The 21,105-nt window shown below is 41.9% G+C and carries 20 protein-coding genes; 8 read left to right on the forward strand and 12 right to left on the reverse strand.

Annotation, left to right across the window (positions count from 1 at the left end; translation table 11 throughout):
* Positions 1–63 precede the first annotated feature (63 nt).
* Entirely contained in the window at positions 64–435 is a 372-nt protein-coding gene (gene rplS / locus AC25JC_RS02690) for a 50S ribosomal protein L19 (protein WP_078189351.1), read from the forward strand.
* Positions 436–498: 63 nt separating this feature from the next.
* Here the strand turns inward: rplS and AC25JC_RS02695 are convergent, their stop codons facing one another.
* The 5 genes from AC25JC_RS02695 to AC25JC_RS02715 form a co-directional block, all read right to left on the reverse strand.
* The gene (locus tag AC25JC_RS02695; protein ID WP_486923403.1) at positions 499–1,458 is read right to left on the reverse strand and encodes an esterase/lipase family protein; all 960 of its coding nucleotides are present in this window, start codon (positions 1,456–1,458) and stop codon (positions 499–501) included.
* A 224-nt stretch (positions 1,459–1,682) separates the two neighbouring features.
* Entirely contained in the window at positions 1,683–2,648 is a 966-nt protein-coding gene (locus AC25JC_RS02700; protein ID WP_486923404.1) for an esterase/lipase family protein, read from the reverse strand.
* Positions 2,649–2,850: 202 nt separating this feature from the next.
* Positions 2,851–3,861 carry a lipase family alpha/beta hydrolase gene (locus AC25JC_RS02705; protein ID WP_486923405.1) on the reverse strand — a complete coding sequence of 337 codons (1,011 nt, stop codon included), beginning with the start codon at positions 3,859–3,861 and terminating at the stop codon, positions 2,851–2,853.
* 366 nt (positions 3,862–4,227) lie between these two features.
* The gene (locus AC25JC_RS02710) at positions 4,228–5,208 is read right to left on the reverse strand and encodes a lipase family alpha/beta hydrolase (protein ID WP_373685868.1); all 981 of its coding nucleotides are present in this window, start codon (positions 5,206–5,208) and stop codon (positions 4,228–4,230) included.
* Positions 5,209–5,250: 42 nt separating this feature from the next.
* Positions 5,251–6,279 (reverse strand): lipase secretion chaperone, encoded by a 1,029-nt coding sequence (locus tag AC25JC_RS02715; RefSeq protein WP_486923406.1) that lies wholly within the window; start codon positions 6,277–6,279, stop codon positions 5,251–5,253.
* Between the two features lie 153 nt (positions 6,280–6,432).
* Here AC25JC_RS02715 and truB point away from each other — a divergent pair, with 153 nt between their 5' ends.
* From truB to AC25JC_RS02730, 3 genes are all read left to right on the forward strand, one after another.
* Positions 6,433–7,341 carry a tRNA pseudouridine(55) synthase TruB gene (gene truB, locus AC25JC_RS02720; protein WP_486923407.1) on the forward strand — a complete coding sequence of 303 codons (909 nt, stop codon included), beginning with the start codon at positions 6,433–6,435 and terminating at the stop codon, positions 7,339–7,341.
* A 26-nt stretch (positions 7,342–7,367) separates the two neighbouring features.
* The gene (locus AC25JC_RS02725) at positions 7,368–8,141 is read left to right on the forward strand and encodes a sulfite exporter TauE/SafE family protein (RefSeq protein ID WP_180111790.1); all 774 of its coding nucleotides are present in this window, start codon (positions 7,368–7,370) and stop codon (positions 8,139–8,141) included.
* Positions 8,142–8,276: 135 nt separating this feature from the next.
* On the forward strand, positions 8,277–8,738 hold the full coding sequence (locus AC25JC_RS02730) for a hemerythrin domain-containing protein (protein WP_078192502.1): 462 nt from the start codon (positions 8,277–8,279) through the stop codon (positions 8,736–8,738).
* Positions 8,739–8,820: 82 nt separating this feature from the next.
* Here AC25JC_RS02730 and AC25JC_RS02735 read toward each other — a convergent pair whose 3' ends face one another.
* The 3 genes from AC25JC_RS02735 to serA form a co-directional block, all read right to left on the reverse strand.
* Positions 8,821–9,699 (reverse strand): EamA family transporter, encoded by an 879-nt coding sequence (locus AC25JC_RS02735; protein ID WP_486923408.1) that lies wholly within the window; start codon positions 9,697–9,699, stop codon positions 8,821–8,823.
* Positions 9,700–9,816: 117 nt separating this feature from the next.
* A complete protein-coding gene (locus AC25JC_RS02740; protein ID WP_486923409.1) occupies positions 9,817–10,686 on the reverse strand; it encodes an EamA family transporter in 870 nt (289 codons plus the stop codon).
* 117 nt (positions 10,687–10,803) lie between these two features.
* Positions 10,804–12,036 carry a phosphoglycerate dehydrogenase gene (gene serA / locus AC25JC_RS02745; protein WP_078192852.1) on the reverse strand — a complete coding sequence of 411 codons (1,233 nt, stop codon included), beginning with the start codon at positions 12,034–12,036 and terminating at the stop codon, positions 10,804–10,806.
* Between the two features lie 373 nt (positions 12,037–12,409).
* Between serA and AC25JC_RS02750 the strand changes: the two genes are divergently transcribed.
* The 4 genes from AC25JC_RS02750 to craA all read left to right on the forward strand — a co-directional run bounded on the left by AC25JC_RS02750 (position 12,410) and on the right by craA (position 17,087).
* Positions 12,410–13,819: an FAD-binding oxidoreductase gene (locus AC25JC_RS02750; RefSeq protein ID WP_067762968.1), complete on the forward strand. Its 1,410-nt coding sequence runs from the start codon at positions 12,410–12,412 to the stop codon at positions 13,817–13,819.
* Positions 13,820–14,009: 190 nt separating this feature from the next.
* On the forward strand, positions 14,010–14,381 hold the full coding sequence (locus tag AC25JC_RS02755; RefSeq protein WP_180004761.1) for a hypothetical protein: 372 nt from the start codon (positions 14,010–14,012) through the stop codon (positions 14,379–14,381).
* A 344-nt stretch (positions 14,382–14,725) separates the two neighbouring features.
* Positions 14,726–15,607, forward strand: a complete 882-nt coding sequence (locus tag AC25JC_RS02760; protein WP_486923454.1) for a pirin family protein — start codon at positions 14,726–14,728, stop codon at positions 15,605–15,607.
* 250 nt (positions 15,608–15,857) lie between these two features.
* A complete protein-coding gene (craA, locus tag AC25JC_RS02765; protein WP_486923410.1) occupies positions 15,858–17,087 on the forward strand; it encodes a chloramphenicol efflux MFS transporter CraA in 1,230 nt (409 codons plus the stop codon).
* Between the two features lie 79 nt (positions 17,088–17,166).
* Here the strand turns inward: craA and AC25JC_RS02770 are convergent, their stop codons facing one another.
* The 4 genes from AC25JC_RS02770 to sodC all read right to left on the reverse strand — a co-directional run bounded on the left by AC25JC_RS02770 (position 17,167) and on the right by sodC (position 21,017).
* On the reverse strand, positions 17,167–17,466 hold the full coding sequence (locus tag AC25JC_RS02770; protein WP_078189335.1) for a DUF3817 domain-containing protein: 300 nt from the start codon (positions 17,464–17,466) through the stop codon (positions 17,167–17,169).
* Between the two features lie 142 nt (positions 17,467–17,608).
* Positions 17,609–18,178: a hypothetical protein gene (locus AC25JC_RS02775; protein WP_486923411.1), complete on the reverse strand. Its 570-nt coding sequence runs from the start codon at positions 18,176–18,178 to the stop codon at positions 17,609–17,611.
* A 15-nt stretch (positions 18,179–18,193) separates the two neighbouring features.
* On the reverse strand, positions 18,194–20,344 hold the full coding sequence (gene yccS, locus AC25JC_RS02780) for a YccS family putative transporter (RefSeq protein ID WP_486923412.1): 2,151 nt from the start codon (positions 20,342–20,344) through the stop codon (positions 18,194–18,196).
* A 124-nt stretch (positions 20,345–20,468) separates the two neighbouring features.
* Positions 20,469–21,017 carry a superoxide dismutase [Cu-Zn] SodC gene (sodC, locus tag AC25JC_RS02785; RefSeq protein WP_486923413.1) on the reverse strand — a complete coding sequence of 183 codons (549 nt, stop codon included), beginning with the start codon at positions 21,015–21,017 and terminating at the stop codon, positions 20,469–20,471.
* Positions 21,018–21,105 lie beyond the last annotated feature (88 nt).

The following is a 21,105-nucleotide window of genomic DNA, read 5'->3' on the forward strand; positions in this document are numbered from 1 at the left end:
GCTTTAGCCTCTAGCCCCAGCGATGATTAGACCTCTTCTAACTCGCATAATTGGAGATACCCCATGAGCGGTAAACATCCTTTAGTACAAGCTGTTGAAAATGCACAGTTGAAACAAGACATCCCTGCTTTTGCTCCTGGTGACACAGTAGTTGTTCAAGTTAAAGTAAAAGAAGGTGAGCGTGAACGTCTTCAGGCATTTGAAGGTGTTGTAATTGCTAAGAAAAACCGTGGTTTGAACTCTGCGTTCACAGTACGTAAAATTTCTAGCGGTTTCGGTGTTGAGCGTGTATTCCAAACTCACTCACCAATCGTTGCTGGTATCGAAGTGAAACGTCGTGGTGACGTTCGTCGTGCTAAACTTTACTACCTACGTGAATTGTCTGGTAAAGCTGCACGTATTCGTGAAAAATTACCAGCTCGTAAAGCAAAATAATTTGTTTTACAACGCTGTAAAAAAATGCGCCTTTTGGCGCATTTTTTTATGCATGAAAGAAAGTTATAAACCTTGAAGTTTCAAACGATTGGCATGTTGACGGTAGACTGAAACAGGGTCTGGTGCAAATAGTCCCTTCAAGCCCAATACTTGATTGACTTCATCGAAATGGTTCCATTTGTAATTATCACGGACGGTTTTACCTAATTTACTGCTGCATTGGCTCACTAAGCCGTCGTTCGGTTGTCCGCTAAATGCAATTGGCCCCATTGCAGTAAAGATCGTATCTGGATCAAGTAAGTTGGTGGTGTTAGATATACCTGTCCATGAATAGAAGCTAATGCCATTGGCAACACTTGGGCCATCAGCACATTTAGTTGCAGGCATACCGAGTAGAAATTTTGCATTAAAGGCTTTCACACCCGGTTGAGACATACTGTAGATCGAAGCTTTAAAATTTGAAGGCAGATTGGACTGCTGGGCGAAGTTAATCACTGGGGTCATTAATGCATCCATAACAGTCGCTAATACGCCATTTAAAATCGGTACGCTCTGTACTAAATCTGCCATAGGTGAACCGTCATTGGTGCCTGCAACTGTACTGACAGAGGCAACCAAATCAGGTCGTACACCAGCAATATATCGAGCCGTAGGGCCACCATGTGAGTGACCAATTAAATTCACTTTAGGTTTGCCAGTAATTGCAATCACTTGTTCAACTTGGTCTAACAGTTGTTCTCCACGAACTTCAATGGATTCCAACGGGGAGATTTGTGTAGCAAAGGCCGTAGCTTTATGGCTTGCCAAATCGGGAAGAACTTGATACCAATAATCTAGACCAAAAACGGCACCGCCTAAGCGATTAAAACCAAACATCCCGTGTACAAAAACTAGGGGGTATTGGGTTTCAGCATAATTGTCGATGACTTTTTTAGTGGTCGCTTGTTGTATACCCAATGCAGCATGCGTTTGGGTCACTGCCATACTTGCAAGGAGCGTGGCGCAGAGCAATTTTCCTTTCATTTTTCATTCCTTTCTTTTTGTTTTGGTTTTCAAACTGTGATTCAGTTCAGTTTGGAAATAGACAAACGCGTCTATTTGAAAATTTTTATTGTCATTAAGGATTATAAAAAAAGGAAAGTAAAATGTGAGAACTAATCGATAGAATGAAAGATATTTTGTAAATTGATTAATGAAAATATCATTAAACCCTGAATTTACAGGGTTTAATGTATAGCTTTACTAAATTATAAACCTTGAAGTTTTAAACGATTGGCATGTTGACGATAAACGGCGACAGGATCTGGTGCGAACAACGCTTTGAGACCAAGCACTTGGTTGACTTCATCTAAATGGTTCCAGTTGTAGTTATCACGAATGGTTTTACCAAATTTGGCACTACAGCGTGATACGAGGCCATCATTGTCTTTTCCGCCATCGATCAGTAATGCGGTCACTTTTAGTGCTGAGTCTAAATCTAAAATATTGGTGATTTGGCCCACACCTGTAAATGAATAGTTATAAATGCCTTTTTCCACGCTATTGCCATCAGCACAATTGGATTTAGGCAAGCCCAGAGGGAATGCGGCATTGTACTTTGCAGAACCCGCTAGCGTTAAACTTGAACCACCTGCCAATGCATCATGAGGGTAAGTCTTTGGATCTAGACCTTGCGCCCAAACGATGGCTTTAGAGACAAAATTCACAGCTCCAACCAAGGGTGCTTCGACAGCGGTGCCTTCAGCTTTTAAAATTAAGTCTGCAACAGGGGAGCCTTGATGAGGTCCTGCAACACTGGTTAATGAAGCCACGACATCTGGGCGAACACCGGCAACATAACGAATCGTTGGTCCACCATGACTATGTCCAATTAAATTCACTTTATCCGCACCTGTGAGTGCTTGGATTTCAAGAACTTGTTGTAGAAGCTGTTCGCCACGCACTTCGGTAGAGTTAAAAGGCGATACGCGAGTTGCCCAAACATTTGCACCATTTCGGGCAAGATCAGGAAGGATTTGATACCAATAGTCGAGTCCAAATGAGTCCGTACCAACGGTAATGAAACCACCCATACCATGGTTGAATACGATTGGATATTTGGTCTTTGCATAGCTGGAACTAGCTTTGGCAGTGACTTGGGTTGCTTGCGATGCAGATACATTACCGATGAATGTAGCTGCAATTAAACCTGCTAAAAATGATCCGTATTTCATGAGCGATCCTCAATGTATTATTGTTTTATGACAATATTTATTGTCATTTCTAATAAAGCAATAAAGACCACCTGTTGCAAATTGAAAGAGATTAACTGTGACGCTAAATGTAACAAAATAAACGATCATGAATTTTCAGATCTATAAAAGTAAATAAGAGGGCCGAAGCCCCCTTATTGCATTTAAACTTCAACGATAAGAATTAAAGTCCTTGCAGTTTTAAACGGTTTGCATGTTGACGGTACAGCGCCACAGGATCTTGTGCAAATAGCCCTGTTAAGCCGAACATCATATTGGCTAAATCGGTATGGTTAAGTTTGTAACTGTCATTAATGACTTTACCGATATAAGCACTACAACGTGCAACCATACCGTCATTGTCTTTATTGCCGTAAGACAATGGTCCGAGTTGCATCAGGATCGTATCGATATCAAGTAGATTTGTGGTTTGCGCAACACCAGTCCATGAATAGTACTGAATGCCTTTGCTGTCGACTTGCTTTAAGTTCTTACTGCAATTTTCTGAAGATGCCAAAACACCGTCAGCTACAGCAGATTTTGCAACCGTACTGTTAAATGCAGCAGAACCTGTTTGTGATAATGATTTCATAGAAGCATCGAAATCAATTTCAAGCTCAGGTTTTGCCTGACCTAAAGCAATCAGTGGGCCGACAATATAATCACCTAAAATATTGAAGGCAGTACGAGAAAGTGAGTTACCTTGAATATCATCCGCTACTTTAGAGCCGTGATAGGTACCTGCAACACCTGTAATAGACGCAATGTACTGTGGTTTTGTTTGAGCAACATACAATACAGTTGGGCCGCCATGAGAGTGACCGATTAAGTTAAGTTTTGGCTTCCCTGTAATAGCCAAAACATCTTCAACTTGTGCAATTAACTGCTCACCACGATGTGCTGTGGTATTTGCAGGAGATAATTGCGCTGCGAATACGGTTGAGCCATTTCGTGCCATATCAGGCAAGATTTGGTACCAATAATCTAGTCCGATGGTGTCAGTGCCGATACGTGACCAACCGAGCCAACCATGCACCATTAAAATTGGATATTTGGTTTTTGCGTAGTCAGATTTTGCCGTTTCCTTCACCTGGAGGACGCTATGCGCAGCTTGAGTGCTTGCCGATATACTCATCGCTAAGCCAGCAACTGCAGCTACAGAGGCCATCTTGGCCGTGTTTACTAAAGATCGCATAAATGTTCCTTGATCTGATGTTGTTTTTATTACTTTTTAATAATGAAAATACTCTCTGTTTTTAAGCAACATCTTTGTGATTGGCCAAGCCATATCTTTGATTTTAGAGAGTTTGAATAGACAAAGATGCCTTGTCATTTTTTCATGCTCGGTTTGAAATTCCATGTCATTTTAGGACATGGACGGCATTGAGGTGATAAGTACATTTATATACATTCGTCTTTTATTTTTGCTATTTATTTTAGTTGTTATCATTTAATAACTTATTGAATTAAATTGTTTAATGCGTACAAACAAAAAAATTGTAAACAAAAAAGGACGTCCAAAGACGTCCTTTTCAGTGCTGAAAGGGAACTAACTTTTGAGTTAAAGTCCCTGTAATTTTAAACGATTGGCATGTTGGCGATAGAGCGCAACTGGGTCAGGTGAAAATAGGCTGCGTAGGCCAAAGATCATATTCACTTCATCTAAGTGGTTGTGATTGTAGTCATCACGGATTACTTGTCCGATGTGGGTGCTACAGCGTCCAACCAAACCGTCATTGTCACGATTTCCATAGGCCAAAGGGGCAAGCTGACTAATCACTGTATCTAGTACATCTAATACATTCGTGGTTTGTGCTGTACCTGTCCATGAGTAGTAATACACACCATTGTCGACTTTGGCACCCGACTGATTACAGTTCGCCGCTAGTGCTGCGGTTGGAAATTTTGCATTAAATTCAGCCGAACCTTTTTCACTGATTGCGGTAAGTGATGCATCAACACTGTTGGGTAGACTCGAGTTGCCTTCAGCCCAAGTAATAATCGGTGCTAAGAGTTGATCACCAAGTACCCCAAAGACTGAATTAATGGTTTTATTCGCTTGGATTTTATCTGCGACTAGAGAGCCACGATAAGTGCCTGCAACCCCAGTCACCGAAGCCACATATTCAGGTTTGATCGCTGCAATGTAGCGAGTTGTCGGTCCACCATGTGAATGACCAATGAGGTTCACTTTGGGTTGGCCGGTCAGAGCAAGAACTTCTTCGACTTGAGAGAGCAATTGCTCACCACGGACTTCTGTCGACTCTAGCGGAGAAACTTGGGCAGCAAAGGTATTGGCCCCATTACGAGCTAAATCTGGCAAAATTTGATAAAAATAATCCATGCCAAAGCTGTCAAAACCAATGCGAGTAAACCCGAACATACCATGGGTAAACACAATCGGATATTTGGTCTTGGCATAGTTTGCCGAGCTGTTGGCGGTGACATGTTGGAGTCCTGCCGCCGCTTGGGATTGTGTGCTGGCGATCACTGCTGATGCAGCGATGATTGCGCATAAAAGAGCTTGTGGTTTTTTCATCATTTCATCCTGAAATTGAGGTTGTTTTTAAATTGTTGTTTGCTGTTATTCTGCGAAAGGTAATTTTCCACCTTGATCATGTACAGATTCAAAGGTACTGACGCGGAGCTGATCTTCCTTGGATTTAAAATGTTGATTACGGAGTTGCTGCACCGCTTGTTGTTTAGCACTGTCACTCATATTGCTTTTCACAATGCTGTCACGCTCTGTGAGGTATTGATTTACGCTAGATTTCCAAGAGCTGCGCTGGCTGTCTAGATTTTCAAGGCGCTGAGTAGCTTCTGGACCCACTAAATTTAACCGCATTTGATGGATTTCTTCGCTTGAACCACCACGGGCTTTAATGTCTGCTGTGAGCTTACGTAAATCTTCAAGTTTATTGATTTGTTCCAGATTTTCTTTCCAATCTTCTGGGAGTTCATCAAACAGGGCTTTTAGTTTTTTGGCTTTTTCTGATTCAGACAGTTTTTTGTCATTTACTACTTCCATGCGATTTAGCGTGTATTCGTGATAAGTATTTTCCTTGCCAAATAAACCTTCAATTTCATAATCAGAAAAGAACTGTTTTCTTAAATTCTGGGTGCTGCTGTAGATCGAGCGATAATATTGTGGTGATTCTTTGTCGTCGCTTGGTGGCTGTAAATGACCTAACTGTTCACGATATTTCATATAACGATCCCACAAATCATAAATTTGGGACAGCGCCGGCTCTTTATGACCTTGTGCAATGTAGGTTTTAAAGTCCTTTTTGATTTGATCAATCGATTTTTCACCATATTGAGTGATGAAATATTCAAAACAATTCCGTGTTTGTTCGTTCACGATCAGACGGTTTGAACCATCCATACTGATTTGACAGTTAACTTCCGTGTCTTGTTGACTTGGACTGAGCAGTGAAGAACCGCTTGTGGCTTGAGCCGTAGCGCTTTCGCCCTGAGCTAAAGGCGTATTTTGTTGTTGAATCGATTGATCTGAAGGATCATTTTGTGATGCTTTTGGCGCCAGCCAAAATATAAATACAGCAACTGCGATAACGACCAAGGCAATGATGAGCCAAAGTTTATTTTTTTGCATATCCCAATGCACCTTTATTCCGTTTTTAATTGTTTTAGAGTTCTAAATGCGAACTCAATATGACATAAAATGCAGATAAAAACATAGAAGAGTTGTAAACGTTAGATGTGGGTTGTTACCATTGCGCTGTTCCTGTATTAGCCAAATTTTGACATGAAAAAAGCCTCTCCTAAGATCCAACGTCGTCCTGTACATGGTGTATTTCTTTTGAATAAGCCATTAGGTATTAGCTCGAATGCAGCCTTACAGAAGGTGCGTTGGTTGTTTCGTGCACAAAAAGCAGGGCATACTGGTGCGCTTGATCCGCTGGCTTCAGGTTTATTGCCGATTTGTTTGGGTGAAGCGACCAAGTTTTCACATTTCTTGCTCGACTCGACCAAGCGTTATCAAACCACGGTCTTTTTAGGACACAGCACCACGACGGGTGATGTGGAAGGTGAAATACTATTAGAGCAAGCTGTTCCAACATTGACTGAAGAAAATATTCAAAATGTCTTGGCGCAATTTGTAGGGGATATTCAACAAATTCCACCGATGTATTCTGCGCTGAAAAAAGAAGGTCGCCCGCTGTACGAGTTGGCGCGTAAAGGCATAGAAATAGAGCGTGAAGCACGTCCAATTTCGATTTATGCCATCGAGTTATTATCATTTAATGAGAATAGTATTACACTCGACATCACCTGTTCCAAAGGCACATATATTCGTGTTTTAGGCGAAGATATTGCCAAAGCATTGGGTACTTTTGGACATTTAACCTATCTACACCGTATTCAAACGGGTCATTTTGATCTTAACCCAAGCTTTACCATTGAATATTTAGAGAGTCTGTCCGAAGCTGAGCGTGAAGCATTATTGCTGCCGGTGTATTCCCCTGTCGATCATTTCTGCAAAGTGCAAGCGCCGGAAGGTCGAGCTGAATATTTTAGTCGTGGAATGGAAAGTAATATTGAGCATGCTGCGGAAGCGCAGGTTTTGGTATTTGATGGGGAACGTTGCTTAGGTCTAGCGGAAATTACCGATCGTAAGCGCTTAGTACCAAAACGTGTATTAAATCTTGAATAGTCATCAACAGCCACTGAAGCCAAATTATGGAAATTGAAATCATCTTAAGCCTCTTATTTTTTGCATTTTTTGCCGGTGCAATTGATGCAGCAGTGGGGGGCGGAGGATTAATTCAAATTCCAGCCATTATGAATGCCATGCCGCACTTATCTCCGGCGACGGTGTTTGGCACCAATAAGTTGTCTTCGATTTTTGGTACAGCGTCAGCTTCCTATTCTTTTTTACGCCAAGTCAAACTCCGTTGGAAATTACTTGCGGTCATTGCAAGCTGTGCATTTGTTGCTTCTTTTGTGGGAGCAGCCTGTGTATCAATGATTCCTAAAGAAGTCTTACGTCCTTTTGTTTTGGTCATGTTGATCGTGATTGCGATCTATACCTTTGCCAAAAAACAATTTGGTCAGATGCATGTACGCCAAGAACTGACCCCTAAAATTCTCGGTCTTGCCGCTCTTGGTAGTCTGGTAATTGGTTTTTATGACGGTATCTTTGGGCCTGGCACGGGCAGTTTCTTTATCTTCTTTTTTATTCGTTATCTACAAGCAGACTTTTTGCATGCCTCTGCTTTGTCAAAAGTCGCCAACTTAACCACCAACCTTGCAGCACTGAGTTTTTTTGCGCCCACTGGCCATGTGTTATTTGCGATAGGCTTAATGATGGCTGTAGCAAATATTTTAGGCTCGATCGTTGGTGTACGTGCGGCAATTAAATACGGTAGTGGCTTTATTCGAATTCTATTTTTGATTTTGGTGAGTATTTTGATTGTACGGTTGGGTTATCAAACCTTTACGGGACAAGCTTAAAACAAATCTTAACAGAGCGTTGCTGAATTCTGTCGCTGAAATGATTAGTATGAAAATAAGCGACTCGTTTGAGTTGTGGATAATAATTAAATTTCATAATACACAATTAGCTAAGCATCAGAGGTCATCACTACAATGAATATATTTGAAGCTTTACGCCAAAGTCATGAAAAGCAACGTGAACTTGCTGAAAAACTCATTCAAACATCAGGGGATACACCTGAGCGTCGAGATTTATTTGAGCTGCTCAAAAATGAGTTATTTGCTCATGCTGTTGGCGAAGATCGTTATTTTTACATCCCGTTAATGATGACTGATTCAGGCTTAAACATCACCCGTCATGCATTGGCGGAACATCATGAGATGGATGAATTATTAGAGCAACTGACGGAAACTGAATTTAGTAATCCAGGTTGGTTGGCAATTGCGAAAAAGTTATCTGAAACGGTACATCATCATTTGCAGGAAGAAGAACATGGCTTTTTTCAGCAAGCGGGTAAAATCTTAGATGAAAAACAAAAGGAAAGTTTAGCCAAACAATATTTGGCAGAATATAAAAAATACAAGAAGGCGGATAAAGACAGTTTGACGGGATAAATATTAGTGAGTTTTGAGGACAAATTCCAAATTAAAAAAGACGGCAGAGGCCGTCTTTTTATTTCAGCGATAAAGATGAAAATTAGTTTGATCCGCTAGTCGTTGTAGTGCGAGAGGAGCGCATTGTCACCCCGACCGAGGCAAGCATAATACACACCAAAGCAAGCCATTGCCCTATATTAATGCGTTCCCCCAATACCACCATACCCGTAATGGCTGCCAAAGCAGGTGAGATACTCGACAATGTGCCATAACTCAGTTTGCTTAGAATCTTCAACGCTTTGAGGTCAAGGGCATAAGGTATGGCTGTAGCTAAAATCGCAATCAACAAGGCTTTAGGCCAATATTGGGTATCGAGTAGGGCGGGTGCATTGTTATATAGTCCAATCGGGAGCAAGGTCAGTGCGGACAGTGTGATGGCAATCGTTAGCGCATGCATACCAATATTTTGGTGTACCACTTTTTGTCCAAAGTAAATATAGAATGCCCAACATAGCCCCGCAGTTAAGGCACACGCCGCACCAATCAGTGAGAAATTACCACTCTGGGCTTGTCCCCAAGGCACCATCAACGCAATCCCTAAGATCGCCAAAAACACCCAAATATAGTCACTACGATTTTTAATAGATAATAATGCCAGACCCAAAGGGCCAATAAACTCGAGTCCTACGGCAATGCCTTGAGGGAGTTTGCCTAGTGACATATAGAACAAGACATTCATGAGGCACAGTGCTGCGCTATAGCAGAGCAGATCGCGCCATTTTAAAAACGACAGCCGTTTTAAAATGTGCCATGAGCGGAACATTAAACAAATAATAATTGAAGCAAAACAGAGTCGTAAAATGGTCACACTGAGTGGATCAAGCACCAAAAATAATTGTTTGGCGAATGATGCACTGATCTGATAGGAAATCATGGAGAGCACCATGAAAACAACAGCGAGAAGTTGTGAATTTGGCATGCGGCACACAGTTGTTGGGCGGTGTTGAGCCCTATTTTTGAGTCAGTACAGTATAGCGGTTAATGCTAACAATTGAGTGAATTTTAACATTTGACCAAATCATGATGGATTTTGAATTTAAATGACTTTGGCTTTTTGCGTGGTATAGGTACACCCAATCGATGCACAGATGATGACAGCAAGGGCTAACCACTGGGTCCACAGCAATTGTTCATTTAAGAAAACAAAACCAGAGAGTGCTGCAATTGCAGGTTCTAGGCTCATGAGCGTTCCGAAACTGAGCGCCGTTAAATTGCGGAGCGCAATCATTTCTAGAGTAAAAGGTAAAGCACTGGCTAGGGTCGCAAGTGCAATAAAGTACAGCAGACTACTTGGCTCAAACGCCTGTACGGGCATACCTGCAAAAAGTGCGATGGGCATCAAAACACACATGCCGACGAACATGCCTAAGCAAACGGTATGATTGCCTGAGACCCCTGATGGTTTTTGACCTGCCACGATATAGAGTGCCCAACACGCACCTGCACCGAGGGCAAGTAAGATCCCAATTGGGTCAAGACGTTGTGCTGCTTGATCAAATGGAAACAGCAAAATTAGGCCTAGAATTGCAAGGCCGACCCAGACGAAGTCGAATTTTCGTCTTGCTGCCAATAATGCAACACTTAAAGGGCCAATAAATTCAAAAGACACGGCAATGCCGAGAGGTAGGCGATCAATGGACAAGTAAAACAGCATATTCATGCCTGCAAGAGCACAGCCATAACTTATAATCGCTGACCATTTGACTTGTTTAAAATTGATTTGCCAAATTTTAAAGATGATCGCCAAGATTAATGCACCGAGCAGTAAACGCATCGCGGACACGGTCAGGATGGGAAACTGACCAAACAGGTATTTGGCGAAAGAACCACTGCTTTGCATACTGATCATTGCAATAAGCAAGATCAGTGGTGCTTGTAGGGCAGGGGTAATTTTAAAATTTGGCATAGACTAAATTTGTTTCGATGACTCGAATAGCGGGAGATTGGCAAAAGCCAGATTTTAAAAGTCTACTACAATAAAAAAACCACAGCCCGAAGGCTGTGGCTTCAGTGTCTAATTAAATTAGAACAATACGCGAACGCGGATGGTACCTTCAACTTCGTGAAGTGTATCCAACGCTTCTTTAGATGCAGTTGCATCAACGTCCATCACAAGATAACCCACATCACCTTTAGTCATTAAAGACTGACCAGAGATGTTGATACCGTGTTCAGCAAACAAGTTGTTGATTTTTGAAAGAACGCCTGGCACGTTTTTGTGGATATGAAGTAAACGGTGTTTGCCTTCAGTCAACGGTAACGCGATTTCTGGGAAGTTCACTGCAGATAAAGTCATACCTTTATCAGAGTAAGCAACGAATTTTTCAGCCACTTCTAGACCGATGTTCGCTTGTGCTTCCATTGTTGAACCACCCACGTGAGGAGTCAAAATCACGTTGTCTAAGCCACGAAGTGGAGAAACGAATTCTTCACCGTTTGCTTTCGGTTCTTTAGGGAATACGTCTACAGCAGCACCAGCAATATGACCAGATTTGATTGCATCAGCAAGATCTTCAATGATGACACATGTACCACGTGCAGCATTGAGGAAGATTGCGCCTTCTTTCATTTGAGCAAATTGATCTTTGCCGAAGAAGTTGCGAGTTGATGGAACGTCTGGAACGTGTAGAGATACGACGTCTGCATTGGCAAGAAGTTCACCCATAGAACCGACTTGACGTGCATTACCCATTGGAAGTTTAGTTACAGCATCGTAATAAATTACGTGCATACCTAAACTTTCAGCAAGTACAGAAAGTTGCGAGCCAATCGAACCGTAACCAACAATACCTAAAGTTTTACCACGAGTTTCAAATGAACCAACTGCAGACTTGTTCCAACCACCACGGTGAGTTGAAGCAGATTTTGCAGGAACACCACGAAGTAATAGAATCGCTTCAGCAAGAACTAATTCAGCAACTGAACGAGTATTTGAGTATGGTGCGTTAAATACTGGAATACCGCGAATCATTGCAGCATTTAAGTTCACTTGGTTTGTACCGATACAGAAACAACCCACAGCAATCAGTTTGTTCGCCGCTTCAAAAACTTCTTCAGTTAATTGAGTACGTGAACGAATACCAATGAAGTGAGCATCTTTAACCGCTTCTTTCAACGCTTCACCCTCAAGCGCAGTTTTACGGTAGTCAATGTTGGTGTATCCAGCAGCATTTAGAGTGTCGATTGCGTTTTGGTGAACGCCTTCTAACAACAAGAAACGAATTTTATCTTTAGGTAAAGAAAGATGTTGGCTCATTACGGCTCCGCTACAAAGGCCAAATTTAGTGCGCATATAATAGCATAGGAAGTCGCCTGATATACATTTCCTTTATGACCGACGTCATGGCTATTTTGGCGAATGATGAGTCAATATTTTTTAGATTTGGTCTAATTAACTTGGTCATATTCCTCGTGACATTTTGAAATCACGTTTTTCTTTGTGTTTTGTCAAAAAAAGCCCAGTTATAGCTTATAATGGTGCCGCTCAAAATCATCATGACCAATTCCCTGACATTTTGATGCGCTCTGTTTCAGGCTTTTTCCCTTGAAATATGCGTTACTGCAGTTTTGACTGAATGAAGTCTGGACCTTTAAAAAAACTTGTTTACTTCTTGCAAGGTCTGAAAACGATGAATGCTCCAGTCGCTTTAACCCCAGAGTTATTGACCCAATTGACCGCTATTGTTGGCGAAAGCCGAATTAAAACCGATGCGGATAGTCTCCAAAATTGGGGTCGTGACCATACTAAGCACTTCGATCCAAACCCGTCGGTCGTCGTTTTCCCTTCAAGCACAGAACAAGTTCAACAAATTGTAAAACTTGCGAACCAATTTAATGTAGCGATCACACCAAGTGGCGGTCGTACAGGTTTGTCTGCGGGTGCTGTGGCTGCTAACGGTGAAATCGTGGTAAGCATGGACAAGATGAACCAAATCTTGGAATTCTTTCCAGCTGACCGTATGGTTCGCGTACAAGCAGGTGTAGTGACTGAACAACTTCAGAACTATGCTGAAGAACAAGGCATGTACTATCCAGTTGATTTTGCATCTTCAGGTTCATCTCAAATTGGCGGCAACATTGGTACCAATGCGGGTGGTATTAAAGTGATTAAATACGGCATGACTCGTAACTGGGTGTTGGGCATGACTGTGGTTACTGGTAAAGGTGACATCCTGCGCTTGAACAAAGGCATGATCAAAAATGCGACTGGTTATGCACTTCAACACTTATTTATTGGTGGTGAAGGTACTTTAGGCCTCGTGACGGAAGCTGAAATCAAACTTGAACGCCAACCCCATGACTTACAAGTATTGGTTCTCGGTGTGCCTGATTTTGATGCGATTATGCCTGTTCTACATGCCTTCCAAAAGAAAATCGACCTGACTGCATTTGAGTTCTTTGGTGAACTTGCGATGCAAAAAGTATTGGACAATGGCCATGTACAACGTCCGTTTGAAACACCATGTCCGTTCTATGTTTTACTTGAGTTTGAAGCACCATTTGAACCGATCATGGATGCGGCAATGGAAATCTTTGAACATTGCATGGAACAAGGTTGGGTACTGGATGGCGTAATGAGCCAAAGCTTAGACCAAGTACATAATTTATGGCGTTTACGTGAAGACATTTCTGAGTCAATCGCACCGTTCACTCCATACAAAAATGACATTTCAGTACTGATTACGCATGTACCTGCATTTATTAAAGAAATTGATGCAATTGTGGAAGCGAACTACCCAGACTTTGAAATTTGCTGGTTCGGTCATATTGGTGACGGTAACTTGCACCTAAATATTTTGAAACCTGCGGATTTAAGTAAAGATGAATTCTTTGCAAAATGCCAAGTGGTGAACAAATACGTATTTGAAACTGTGAAAAAATATGACGGTTCAATTTCTGCAGAACATGGCGTGGGTATGACTAAGAAGCCTTACCTCGATTACACACGTTCAGCAGAAGAAATCGAATATATGAAAGCATTGAAAAAAGTATTCGATCCAAATGCAATTATGAACCCAGGTAAATTGTTCGATCTTTAATTTTTTAAAGACGATTGGAAACGCATCTTCGGATGCGTTTTTTATGGCTATAGCATGCTTTTTAGCCGCCTATGGATGAGAAACAGCACGGTGATTTTGTGGACTGGACTACTTCTTTTACATTGCTTAAATAGTGTTTTGGACAAATGTTCGGCATGATAGGTCTGAATAATAAATTTGAGTTGCTTCTATGTATCGTTTAATTGCTGTGTCTGCATTGTGTGTGGGGATGTTGGCGGGTTGTGCGACAACGCAGAAAATTGTGTCTAAAGTCGGTTCTTCTGCTACGCCACTCGATCAGGTATTAAAAGAACGTCCTGATTTACGTAAAGAGCTGTCGACTGTGGAAATTCGTCAGTACTTTAACCGTGTCGAGTCGCCAAATGCGGGGCAGGTGAAAGTGACGGAAACGGGTTTGATGGACGATTCGGTGAAATCGGTTCGTACCATTTATAGTTTTAGATTGGTGGATGGTGACTGGCAGCGTGTAAATACACAAAAGGAATATCAGTGCCAACGTGGTAAAAATACTAAGACTTTCCAATCGGCGAAGTGTCCTTAAATTATAAAAAGTTAAGGTCTAAATTTCTTATTAAATATTCAGCATGACGGGGTCCTTTCATTTTAAATTCGATGATTGGAGCTCGTATCTACTTTTGTTTCGGCAAAAGTAGCAAAACCATCTTTCATCCGCAAAACTCGTCAAATACCATCTTCAATTGTGTAGGTCGCAGAAACTTTACATATTGAATGTGTCCTGACTCGGACAGTTGCGGATGAGTTTCCGCGTATCTTAATTTTCATCCTAAACATAGAATATTCAATCCTAAAAATTTTCTCGTGAGTTCGTATAGTTTTTAATAATATAAAACCGAATTCAAATCATGATCAGATTTCAAATTTATGATGAAAACCCTAGCCTTCATCCACGTCAATGACTCAGGTTCACCCATTGGTGACTTTGCTCCGGTCACATCAGTATTTTCCCATTATGAATTGGGAAATACGGTCTCGCCTTTTTTACTGCTCGACCATTTAGGGCCTGGGGTGCTGAAACCAACCAAACTGAAAAAAGGCGTGTTAGAGCACCCACATCGAGGCTTTGAAACCGTCACATTGGTGTTTAAAGGTGAACTTGAACATCATGATACGACTGGCGGCGGTGGAGTCATTGGTGAGGGAGATGTACAGTGGATGACTGCTGCTTCAGGCATACAACACGAAGAAGTTTTTAGCCAAGCCTTTGCACAGCGGGGCGGCGCATTTGAAATCTTGCAACTTTGGGTCAACCTGCCTGCCAAAGATAAAATGAATCCTGCACGCTATCAGAGCTTAGCCAAAGCCAGTATTCCTGTAGTGGATTTAGCAGATAATGCAGGTTATGTACGGGTCATTGCAGGGCATTATTTAACAGCCGACGGCCCTGCAGAAACACATACGCCTATGCAAGTATTTGATGTCTTTGTCAGTGCCAATCAAAGCATCATACTACCTGCACAAGAAGGGCATACCACGCTGGTATATTTACGCTCAGGCAAATTGAAATTTACTGAAACAGATGAACCGTTAATTGCACAGCATATGGCAGTCATGTCGAGCCAAGGTGAAAATGTCGAATTGACGGCAGTTGAAGATAGCCACATGTTGTATTTATCGGCGCAGCCTTTAAATGAACCCATCTATGGGCGAGGTTATTTTGTGATGAATCATTTTGCAGAAGTCATGCAAGCCTATGAAGACCTAAAACAAGGTCGCTTTATCCAAAAAGCAGACAATGAAAAACCATAAAAGCGGTAGTTTAAAAAGACCAATACAACGCCAGCAAACACTGTTAAAATAGTCGGACTCAAACCGACAGATCGGTTCGTTGAAGTTCATTTTATCTCTATCTAGCGTCTTGTGAATACGACGCACATATGGCGGATATGCCGCAAATTCATTTTTAAAATTAATATTACAGTGCTCGTCATTGGGCTGAAGTGTCTCTCCCTATTTGTCATTTCAAGCTCGACAGCACACATTTGATATGTAGATAACAATGCAAAACGTACAAACCACAAAATTAAGTCGTGCCACCTTAATGTTTCCCTTAGCACTGGTTTTATTTGAATTTTCTGTCTATATCGGAAACGACTTAGTCCAACCCGCCATGCTTGCGATTACCCAAGAGTTTGGCGTGAGTAGTGCATGGGCACCCTCGTCGATGTCATTTTACTTATTGGGAGGTGCTTGTGTCGCTGCGATTTTAGGACCTTTGTCAGATCGATTAGGCCGTAAAAAAGTCCTGTTGGGTGGTGTGGCATTCTTTAGCTTATGCTGTCTAGCGATATTGCTCACGCATAATATCGAAAGCTTTTTAACGTTGCGTTTTTTACAAGGTTTCGGTTTATCGGTTATTTCTGCCGTGGGCTATGCTGCTGTTCAGGAAACTTTTGAAGAGCGAGATGCCATCAAAGTCATGGCGATCATGGCGAATATTTCACTACTGGCGCCACTGATCGGTCCCGTCCTCGGTGCCTTTATGATTGATCACGTGTCATGGCATTGGGGCTTTATAGGAATTGCATTTCTATCTTTTCTGAGTTGGTTTGGTTTAAAAGCCAAGATGCCGACTCAGCACATCAGCATTCCAAAGCAACCGGTGGGCTATATCATTGATGACTTTAAACAGGTGTTCAAAAACAAACGCTTTTTGGCGTTGACACTGGGCCTACCGATGGTGGCAATGCCACTGATGCTCTGGATTGCGCTATCTCCAGTCATATTGGTGGAGCAGCTTGGACTGAGTAGTATGCAATACGGCATGGCACAGTTTCCTGTTTTGGGCGGGCTGATCATCGGTAATATTGTCCTGATTAAAATCATCGACAAATTGCCTCTAGGTCAGTCTGTGATGATCGGGCTACCGCTGATGTTACTCGGAACGAGCCTCGTGGTGATTGGGACGATGACTGAAAGTTATTTTCTGACATTGCTCATTCTTGGTATGAGTTTGGTCAGTTTTGGTGAAGGGATTAGCTTTTCTGTGCTCTATCGATTTGCCTTAATGTCGTCTGAAATGTCGAAGGGCACAGTGGCTGCGGCAGTGTCTGTAATCATGATGCTGACGTTCTTTGCCGTGATCGAAATTGTTCGCGTGCTGTATGAAAACTTCGGCCTTTGGGCCTATAGTTTGGCAGGCTTTACCCTCATTATCTTGTGGTTCAGCCTACCACGCTTGGTGGTGCGAGATATTATGCGACAACGTAAATTGACGGGTGAATTTTAAATTCGAGTTCATGCCATCATAGAAAAAGCCCAATGCTGTGTAGAACAATATTGGGCTTTTTTATTTGCTGTATACTGTCTTAATTTGATGTTGCAGGTTGTTCTGCATTTTTTAATTTGCGATCGAAAATGAACGGGCCAAAAGGCAAAATTGATGCAATCAGGCCCATTAGAAATACGCTGAGTGACCATTTTTGCTTTTCACAGACCACAAATAGCACCACCAAGAAGGCAATAAACAAGACGCCATGTCCCATACCGACGTATTTGACCAATATTGGATTATCCATCAGGTACTTCATTGGCATAGCAATGAACAACAATAATAAAAAGGAGATGCCTTCGAGTAGGCCCACAAAGCGTAAGGTCTTGATATTCATGCGAAGTTTAAATTCAAAGTGATTTCAGCCTTGAGTGTACCTGAAAGCACAGCAGGAACGAAGCGTTCATGTTGAAATAATTGATTCGCATATTGAATCTAAGTAAATGTTTTTTAAGTTAATTCTGAGTTATCTGCTCGGATTAATCTTCTAGATCCGCTAAGGCGTCTTCAATCGAACCTTGATCAAATTCATAGTTACAGCCGAATAATATCATCGGGCTTTTTCCGGTCATTTCAGACAGGCTCAGTTTGTGATTGATGGCATGTAGATCATCTGTTTCGGCTTCCGTACGTAGGATTTTTTCACCACGGAAAAATGGCATATCGGCAAACATCGGATGTTGTTCAATACCATATTTTTGGGCAAGTTCTTTCACATCGGCTTGGCGATAGATCGCGAATACTGCATTGGAAGACAGGCCAATTTCTTGGGTCGGCATGCCAAAAAATTCAACAGCTTGCGTATTTTTATAGATATAAATAAACGGTTGATGTGGGTCATCATGGCGTTTCCAGCCCAATTGCCCCAGAGCCTTTTCATAATCGAGCAAAGTGTCATGATAAGTGTCGTAATCGGCCTGACATTCCAAAATACGCTTCAAATCTTGTGCTGTCGGTGCTGCAAAAACAGAAGACGCAGCTAAACATGAGGTCGCCACAATCGTAGGTAATATGAGGCGTCTAAAACCTAAACTAAGCATTTTCATCATGAGTCTCGAATGATTTTATTTAATTTCCGCCTGAATCAGCTGTGTTCGAAGCTGAATCAGTTCGGCTAATGTTTCTAATAATAAACTGATTTGCTTGAGCACCAGTTGTAGGTGATTAGACCGCATTTCTTCAGTGCTGAGTGTTTTAATTTCAAAGAGTTTTTGCTGAATTTTCTCAGGGTTAAGCGGTTTTTGCTGAATTAAGACTTCGTCTAAGGTGCTTTGACACCATTGCAGCAGTTCAAGGACTTGTTGGTCTTGTACCTGTTCACGGTGGCTCCCCAATGCCGAAATATAACTGAGCTGACTATGGCTATAGACCAAATAGCGAAAAGCATGTTGAATCAAAGTTTGGTCGGGTTCAGGCTCGGTACTTAAACTAGAAATCATGCTCGACAGTTCAGTTTGAGCATTATGGGCTGAACGACGGGCACGCCGATAAGCAATGCTATTGGTTTTCCCATGGAGATATTGCTCAACTACGGCATCAAAATAATGCAGGGTCGCAGCAGAGCTTTTTTGAATGGTCTTGGAAATATTGCGAAAATCCCAATCTGGCCAGATGACATTCACCGCGAACCATGCAATAAAACAGCCGAGTAGGGTATCAACGATACGCGGTAAAATGACCGCATAACCTGCGCCTTTTAAATTAAAAATCAGCAAGACCATTAAGGTTGCCATGAGGGTCGCCATGGCATATTTTTTGGCACTCAGATAGAAAAAGCATACGCCAAAAATAATCGTTAGCAGCAATTGACCTTCGACACTCGGCACAAAATACAAAATAGGAATGCCAAGTAAGACCCCTAATATGGTTCCTAAAGTCCGCATTTTTAAACGACTTTTGGTCGCAAAATAACGCATCTGACAGACAAATAAACTGGTCAATAATATCCAGTAGCCATTTTTGGCAAAGGGCAGTAGCGAAATGGCGTAGCCCATCGCAAAGACAAAAGCGATGCGAACGGCATGGCGAAATAAGGCAGATTCGGGACTCAAATGCTGTTTCAGTTTAAGCCATAAATCATGCCAGCCATGAATATCGTCATCGAGTAAATTGAGGTTGTCGATATGCTGCTGATAGGCCTGTTGCTGTGAATGATCTAAATCCTGAACATGCGAAAAGCGTTCTTGTACACTGTCCAAATTACTCAAGATCAGCTGTAGGTTTTTCACTTCTATATTTTGCGGATTATTCGCCATCCACTCCTGCAAAGAGGCATGCAAATGTGCCAGTGCTTGCGCGGTAATGGGATCAGGCTGATAGGGCTGTCGATGCAAAATACAATAGGCCAACTGTTGGCAAGCCTGTGCTTGTAATCGAATATTTTTTTGAAAACGAAAAATTAAATCGGTACGGCTAAAATTTTGATGAATTTGTTCGTAGTGTAAATAATTCGCACTGGCCTGTTCGTGAATATCTTGTGCCAAGAAATATAAATTCAGCCAGTAGATGGTGTTTTTATTTGCTCTTGAGGCTTTTAAACGGGTGAGTAAAGAAGCTTTGGTCGTGTTTAAACTCGGGATGACATCACTGTTTTTGAGTGATAATTCATATAGTAAGTGTTCCACATTGTTGACATTATCTGGGTCAAATAAGCGTGCTTTTGCATTCAGTACTTCGGCGATTTGTAAAAAACAACGCGAGAGATTGTCCTGTACGGGGAGGGTGGGTTTAATCAAGTAAAAGAGAATTGAGGTCAGGCCATACCATAAGGCCCCTAGAACAAAGCAGCTGGGTTGAAAATACCAGGTGTCATATTCGCCCAAGCCGAACATGGTATAAATCGATAGTAAAATCGTGCCAAAAGATATCGTGGCATAGCGTTGCCCCAAAGCTCCTAATAAAATAAATCCTGCACTGGACAGTGAAAGATATAAGATAAACAGCAGCTTATAGGGATAGAGAAAATCTAAAATACTACTGACACTAAAGAAGAGTACGCAGACATAGAGCAAATTACGCAGTCGGATGCTGAGTCGGTCGTCAAAGTCCGTGAGCGCGGTGGCAATCGCACCTAAGGTGACGGGCACAATAACACTATGAAAACCGAGAAAATATAATCCGAGCGTGGTGCCACTCAAAACAATACAAATTTGCAGGCAATACATAATGATTGCACTGGATTGAAACTGTTGAAACCAAGAGAGTCGCGTGTTCACAGAGTTATGAAGTATTCGAATGATTTTGTAAATTAGACTGAGCTTTTTTCTGTGAACTGTCAATTTTTATTCAATAGAAAAGCGGACTTAAAGTCCGCTTGTTCAAATCTATGCATAAGGTCGATTATTGAATCACACCACAGGCAATACGGTCACCGCCACCGCCTAGAGGTTTAGGGTCGTCAGAGTAATTATCACCACCAGCATGGATCATGATGGCTAAGCCTTGTACATCCGCCAATTTCAAACGTGGTGCAATTAAATTCACTTTTGCTGTGCCATCGGTTTGAACTTGAAGGATCGGTAAGTCACCCAAGTGACCTGTTAGCGGCGTACCGTGGTTAGGTGCAGCTTTAGGGTTAAAGTGACCACCTGCAGCAAGAGCAGCACCCGCTTTTCCATCTTTTTCAGCTGGGGCACAAGAGCCTTTTTCATGAATATGGAAACCGTGTGGACCCGGAGGAAGCTGGGTTAAATTGGTATGAATAACCAAGCCAGCAGGGCTATCAACCAAGTTAATTTGACCGATGCTTTGACCAATACCTTGAGCAGTCACGGCATTGACCGTCACGGTTTTTGCATTCAGACCTGTTGAAGTCGAGGTAATCACACAGCCTGTAAACATCAGGGCACTGACCGCAGCAAGCGCACCGAATTTAAATAGTGAAGACATGTTTGGCATCCTGTCTGTTTTTATGGAGTTTCAACCATTGAAACAGATGCGGATACAGGATGACAGATAATTTAAGTATTTGATTGTA

The organism is Acinetobacter sp. P37, from assembly GCF_057480965.1.

What these genes read in the sequence shown, in the direction of transcription:
- AC25JC_RS02735 (WP_486923408.1), bottom strand. Translation starts at nt 9,699, where the DNA reads ATGCCAAATTCACAACTTCTCGCTGTTGTTTTCATGGTGCTCTCCATG.
- AC25JC_RS02710 (WP_373685868.1), bottom strand. Translation starts at nt 5,208, where the DNA reads ATGATGAAAAAACCACAAGCTCTTTTATGCGCAATCATCGCTGCATCA.
- AC25JC_RS02750 (WP_067762968.1), top strand. Translation starts at nt 12,410, where the DNA reads ATGAATGCTCCAGTCGCTTTAACCCCAGAGTTATTGACCCAATTGACC.
- AC25JC_RS02705 (WP_486923405.1), bottom strand. Translation starts at nt 3,861, where the DNA reads ATGCGATCTTTAGTAAACACGGCCAAGATGGCCTCTGTAGCTGCAGTT.
- AC25JC_RS02700 (WP_486923404.1), bottom strand. Translation starts at nt 2,648, where the DNA reads ATGAAATACGGATCATTTTTAGCAGGTTTAATTGCAGCTACATTCATC.
- AC25JC_RS02755 (WP_180004761.1), top strand. Translation starts at nt 14,010, where the DNA reads ATGTATCGTTTAATTGCTGTGTCTGCATTGTGTGTGGGGATGTTGGCG.
- AC25JC_RS02725 (WP_180111790.1), top strand. Translation starts at nt 7,368, where the DNA reads ATGGAAATTGAAATCATCTTAAGCCTCTTATTTTTTGCATTTTTTGCC.
- serA (WP_078192852.1), bottom strand. Translation starts at nt 12,036, where the DNA reads ATGAGCCAACATCTTTCTTTACCTAAAGATAAAATTCGTTTCTTGTTG.
- rplS (WP_078189351.1), top strand. Translation starts at nt 64, where the DNA reads ATGAGCGGTAAACATCCTTTAGTACAAGCTGTTGAAAATGCACAGTTG.
- truB (WP_486923407.1), top strand. Translation starts at nt 6,433, where the DNA reads ATGAAAAAAGCCTCTCCTAAGATCCAACGTCGTCCTGTACATGGTGTA.
- AC25JC_RS02715 (WP_486923406.1), bottom strand. Translation starts at nt 6,279, where the DNA reads ATGCAAAAAAATAAACTTTGGCTCATCATTGCCTTGGTCGTTATCGCA.
- AC25JC_RS02760 (WP_486923454.1), top strand. Translation starts at nt 14,726, where the DNA reads ATGAAAACCCTAGCCTTCATCCACGTCAATGACTCAGGTTCACCCATT.
- craA (WP_486923410.1), top strand. Translation starts at nt 15,858, where the DNA reads ATGCAAAACGTACAAACCACAAAATTAAGTCGTGCCACCTTAATGTTT.
- AC25JC_RS02770 (WP_078189335.1), bottom strand. Translation starts at nt 17,466, where the DNA reads ATGAATATCAAGACCTTACGCTTTGTGGGCCTACTCGAAGGCATCTCC.
- AC25JC_RS02775 (WP_486923411.1), bottom strand. Translation starts at nt 18,178, where the DNA reads ATGATGAAAATGCTTAGTTTAGGTTTTAGACGCCTCATATTACCTACG.
- AC25JC_RS02730 (WP_078192502.1), top strand. Translation starts at nt 8,277, where the DNA reads ATGAATATATTTGAAGCTTTACGCCAAAGTCATGAAAAGCAACGTGAA.
- AC25JC_RS02740 (WP_486923409.1), bottom strand. Translation starts at nt 10,686, where the DNA reads ATGCCAAATTTTAAAATTACCCCTGCCCTACAAGCACCACTGATCTTG.
- sodC (WP_486923413.1), bottom strand. Translation starts at nt 21,017, where the DNA reads ATGTCTTCACTATTTAAATTCGGTGCGCTTGCTGCGGTCAGTGCCCTG.
- AC25JC_RS02695 (WP_486923403.1), bottom strand. Translation starts at nt 1,458, where the DNA reads ATGAAAGGAAAATTGCTCTGCGCCACGCTCCTTGCAAGTATGGCAGTG.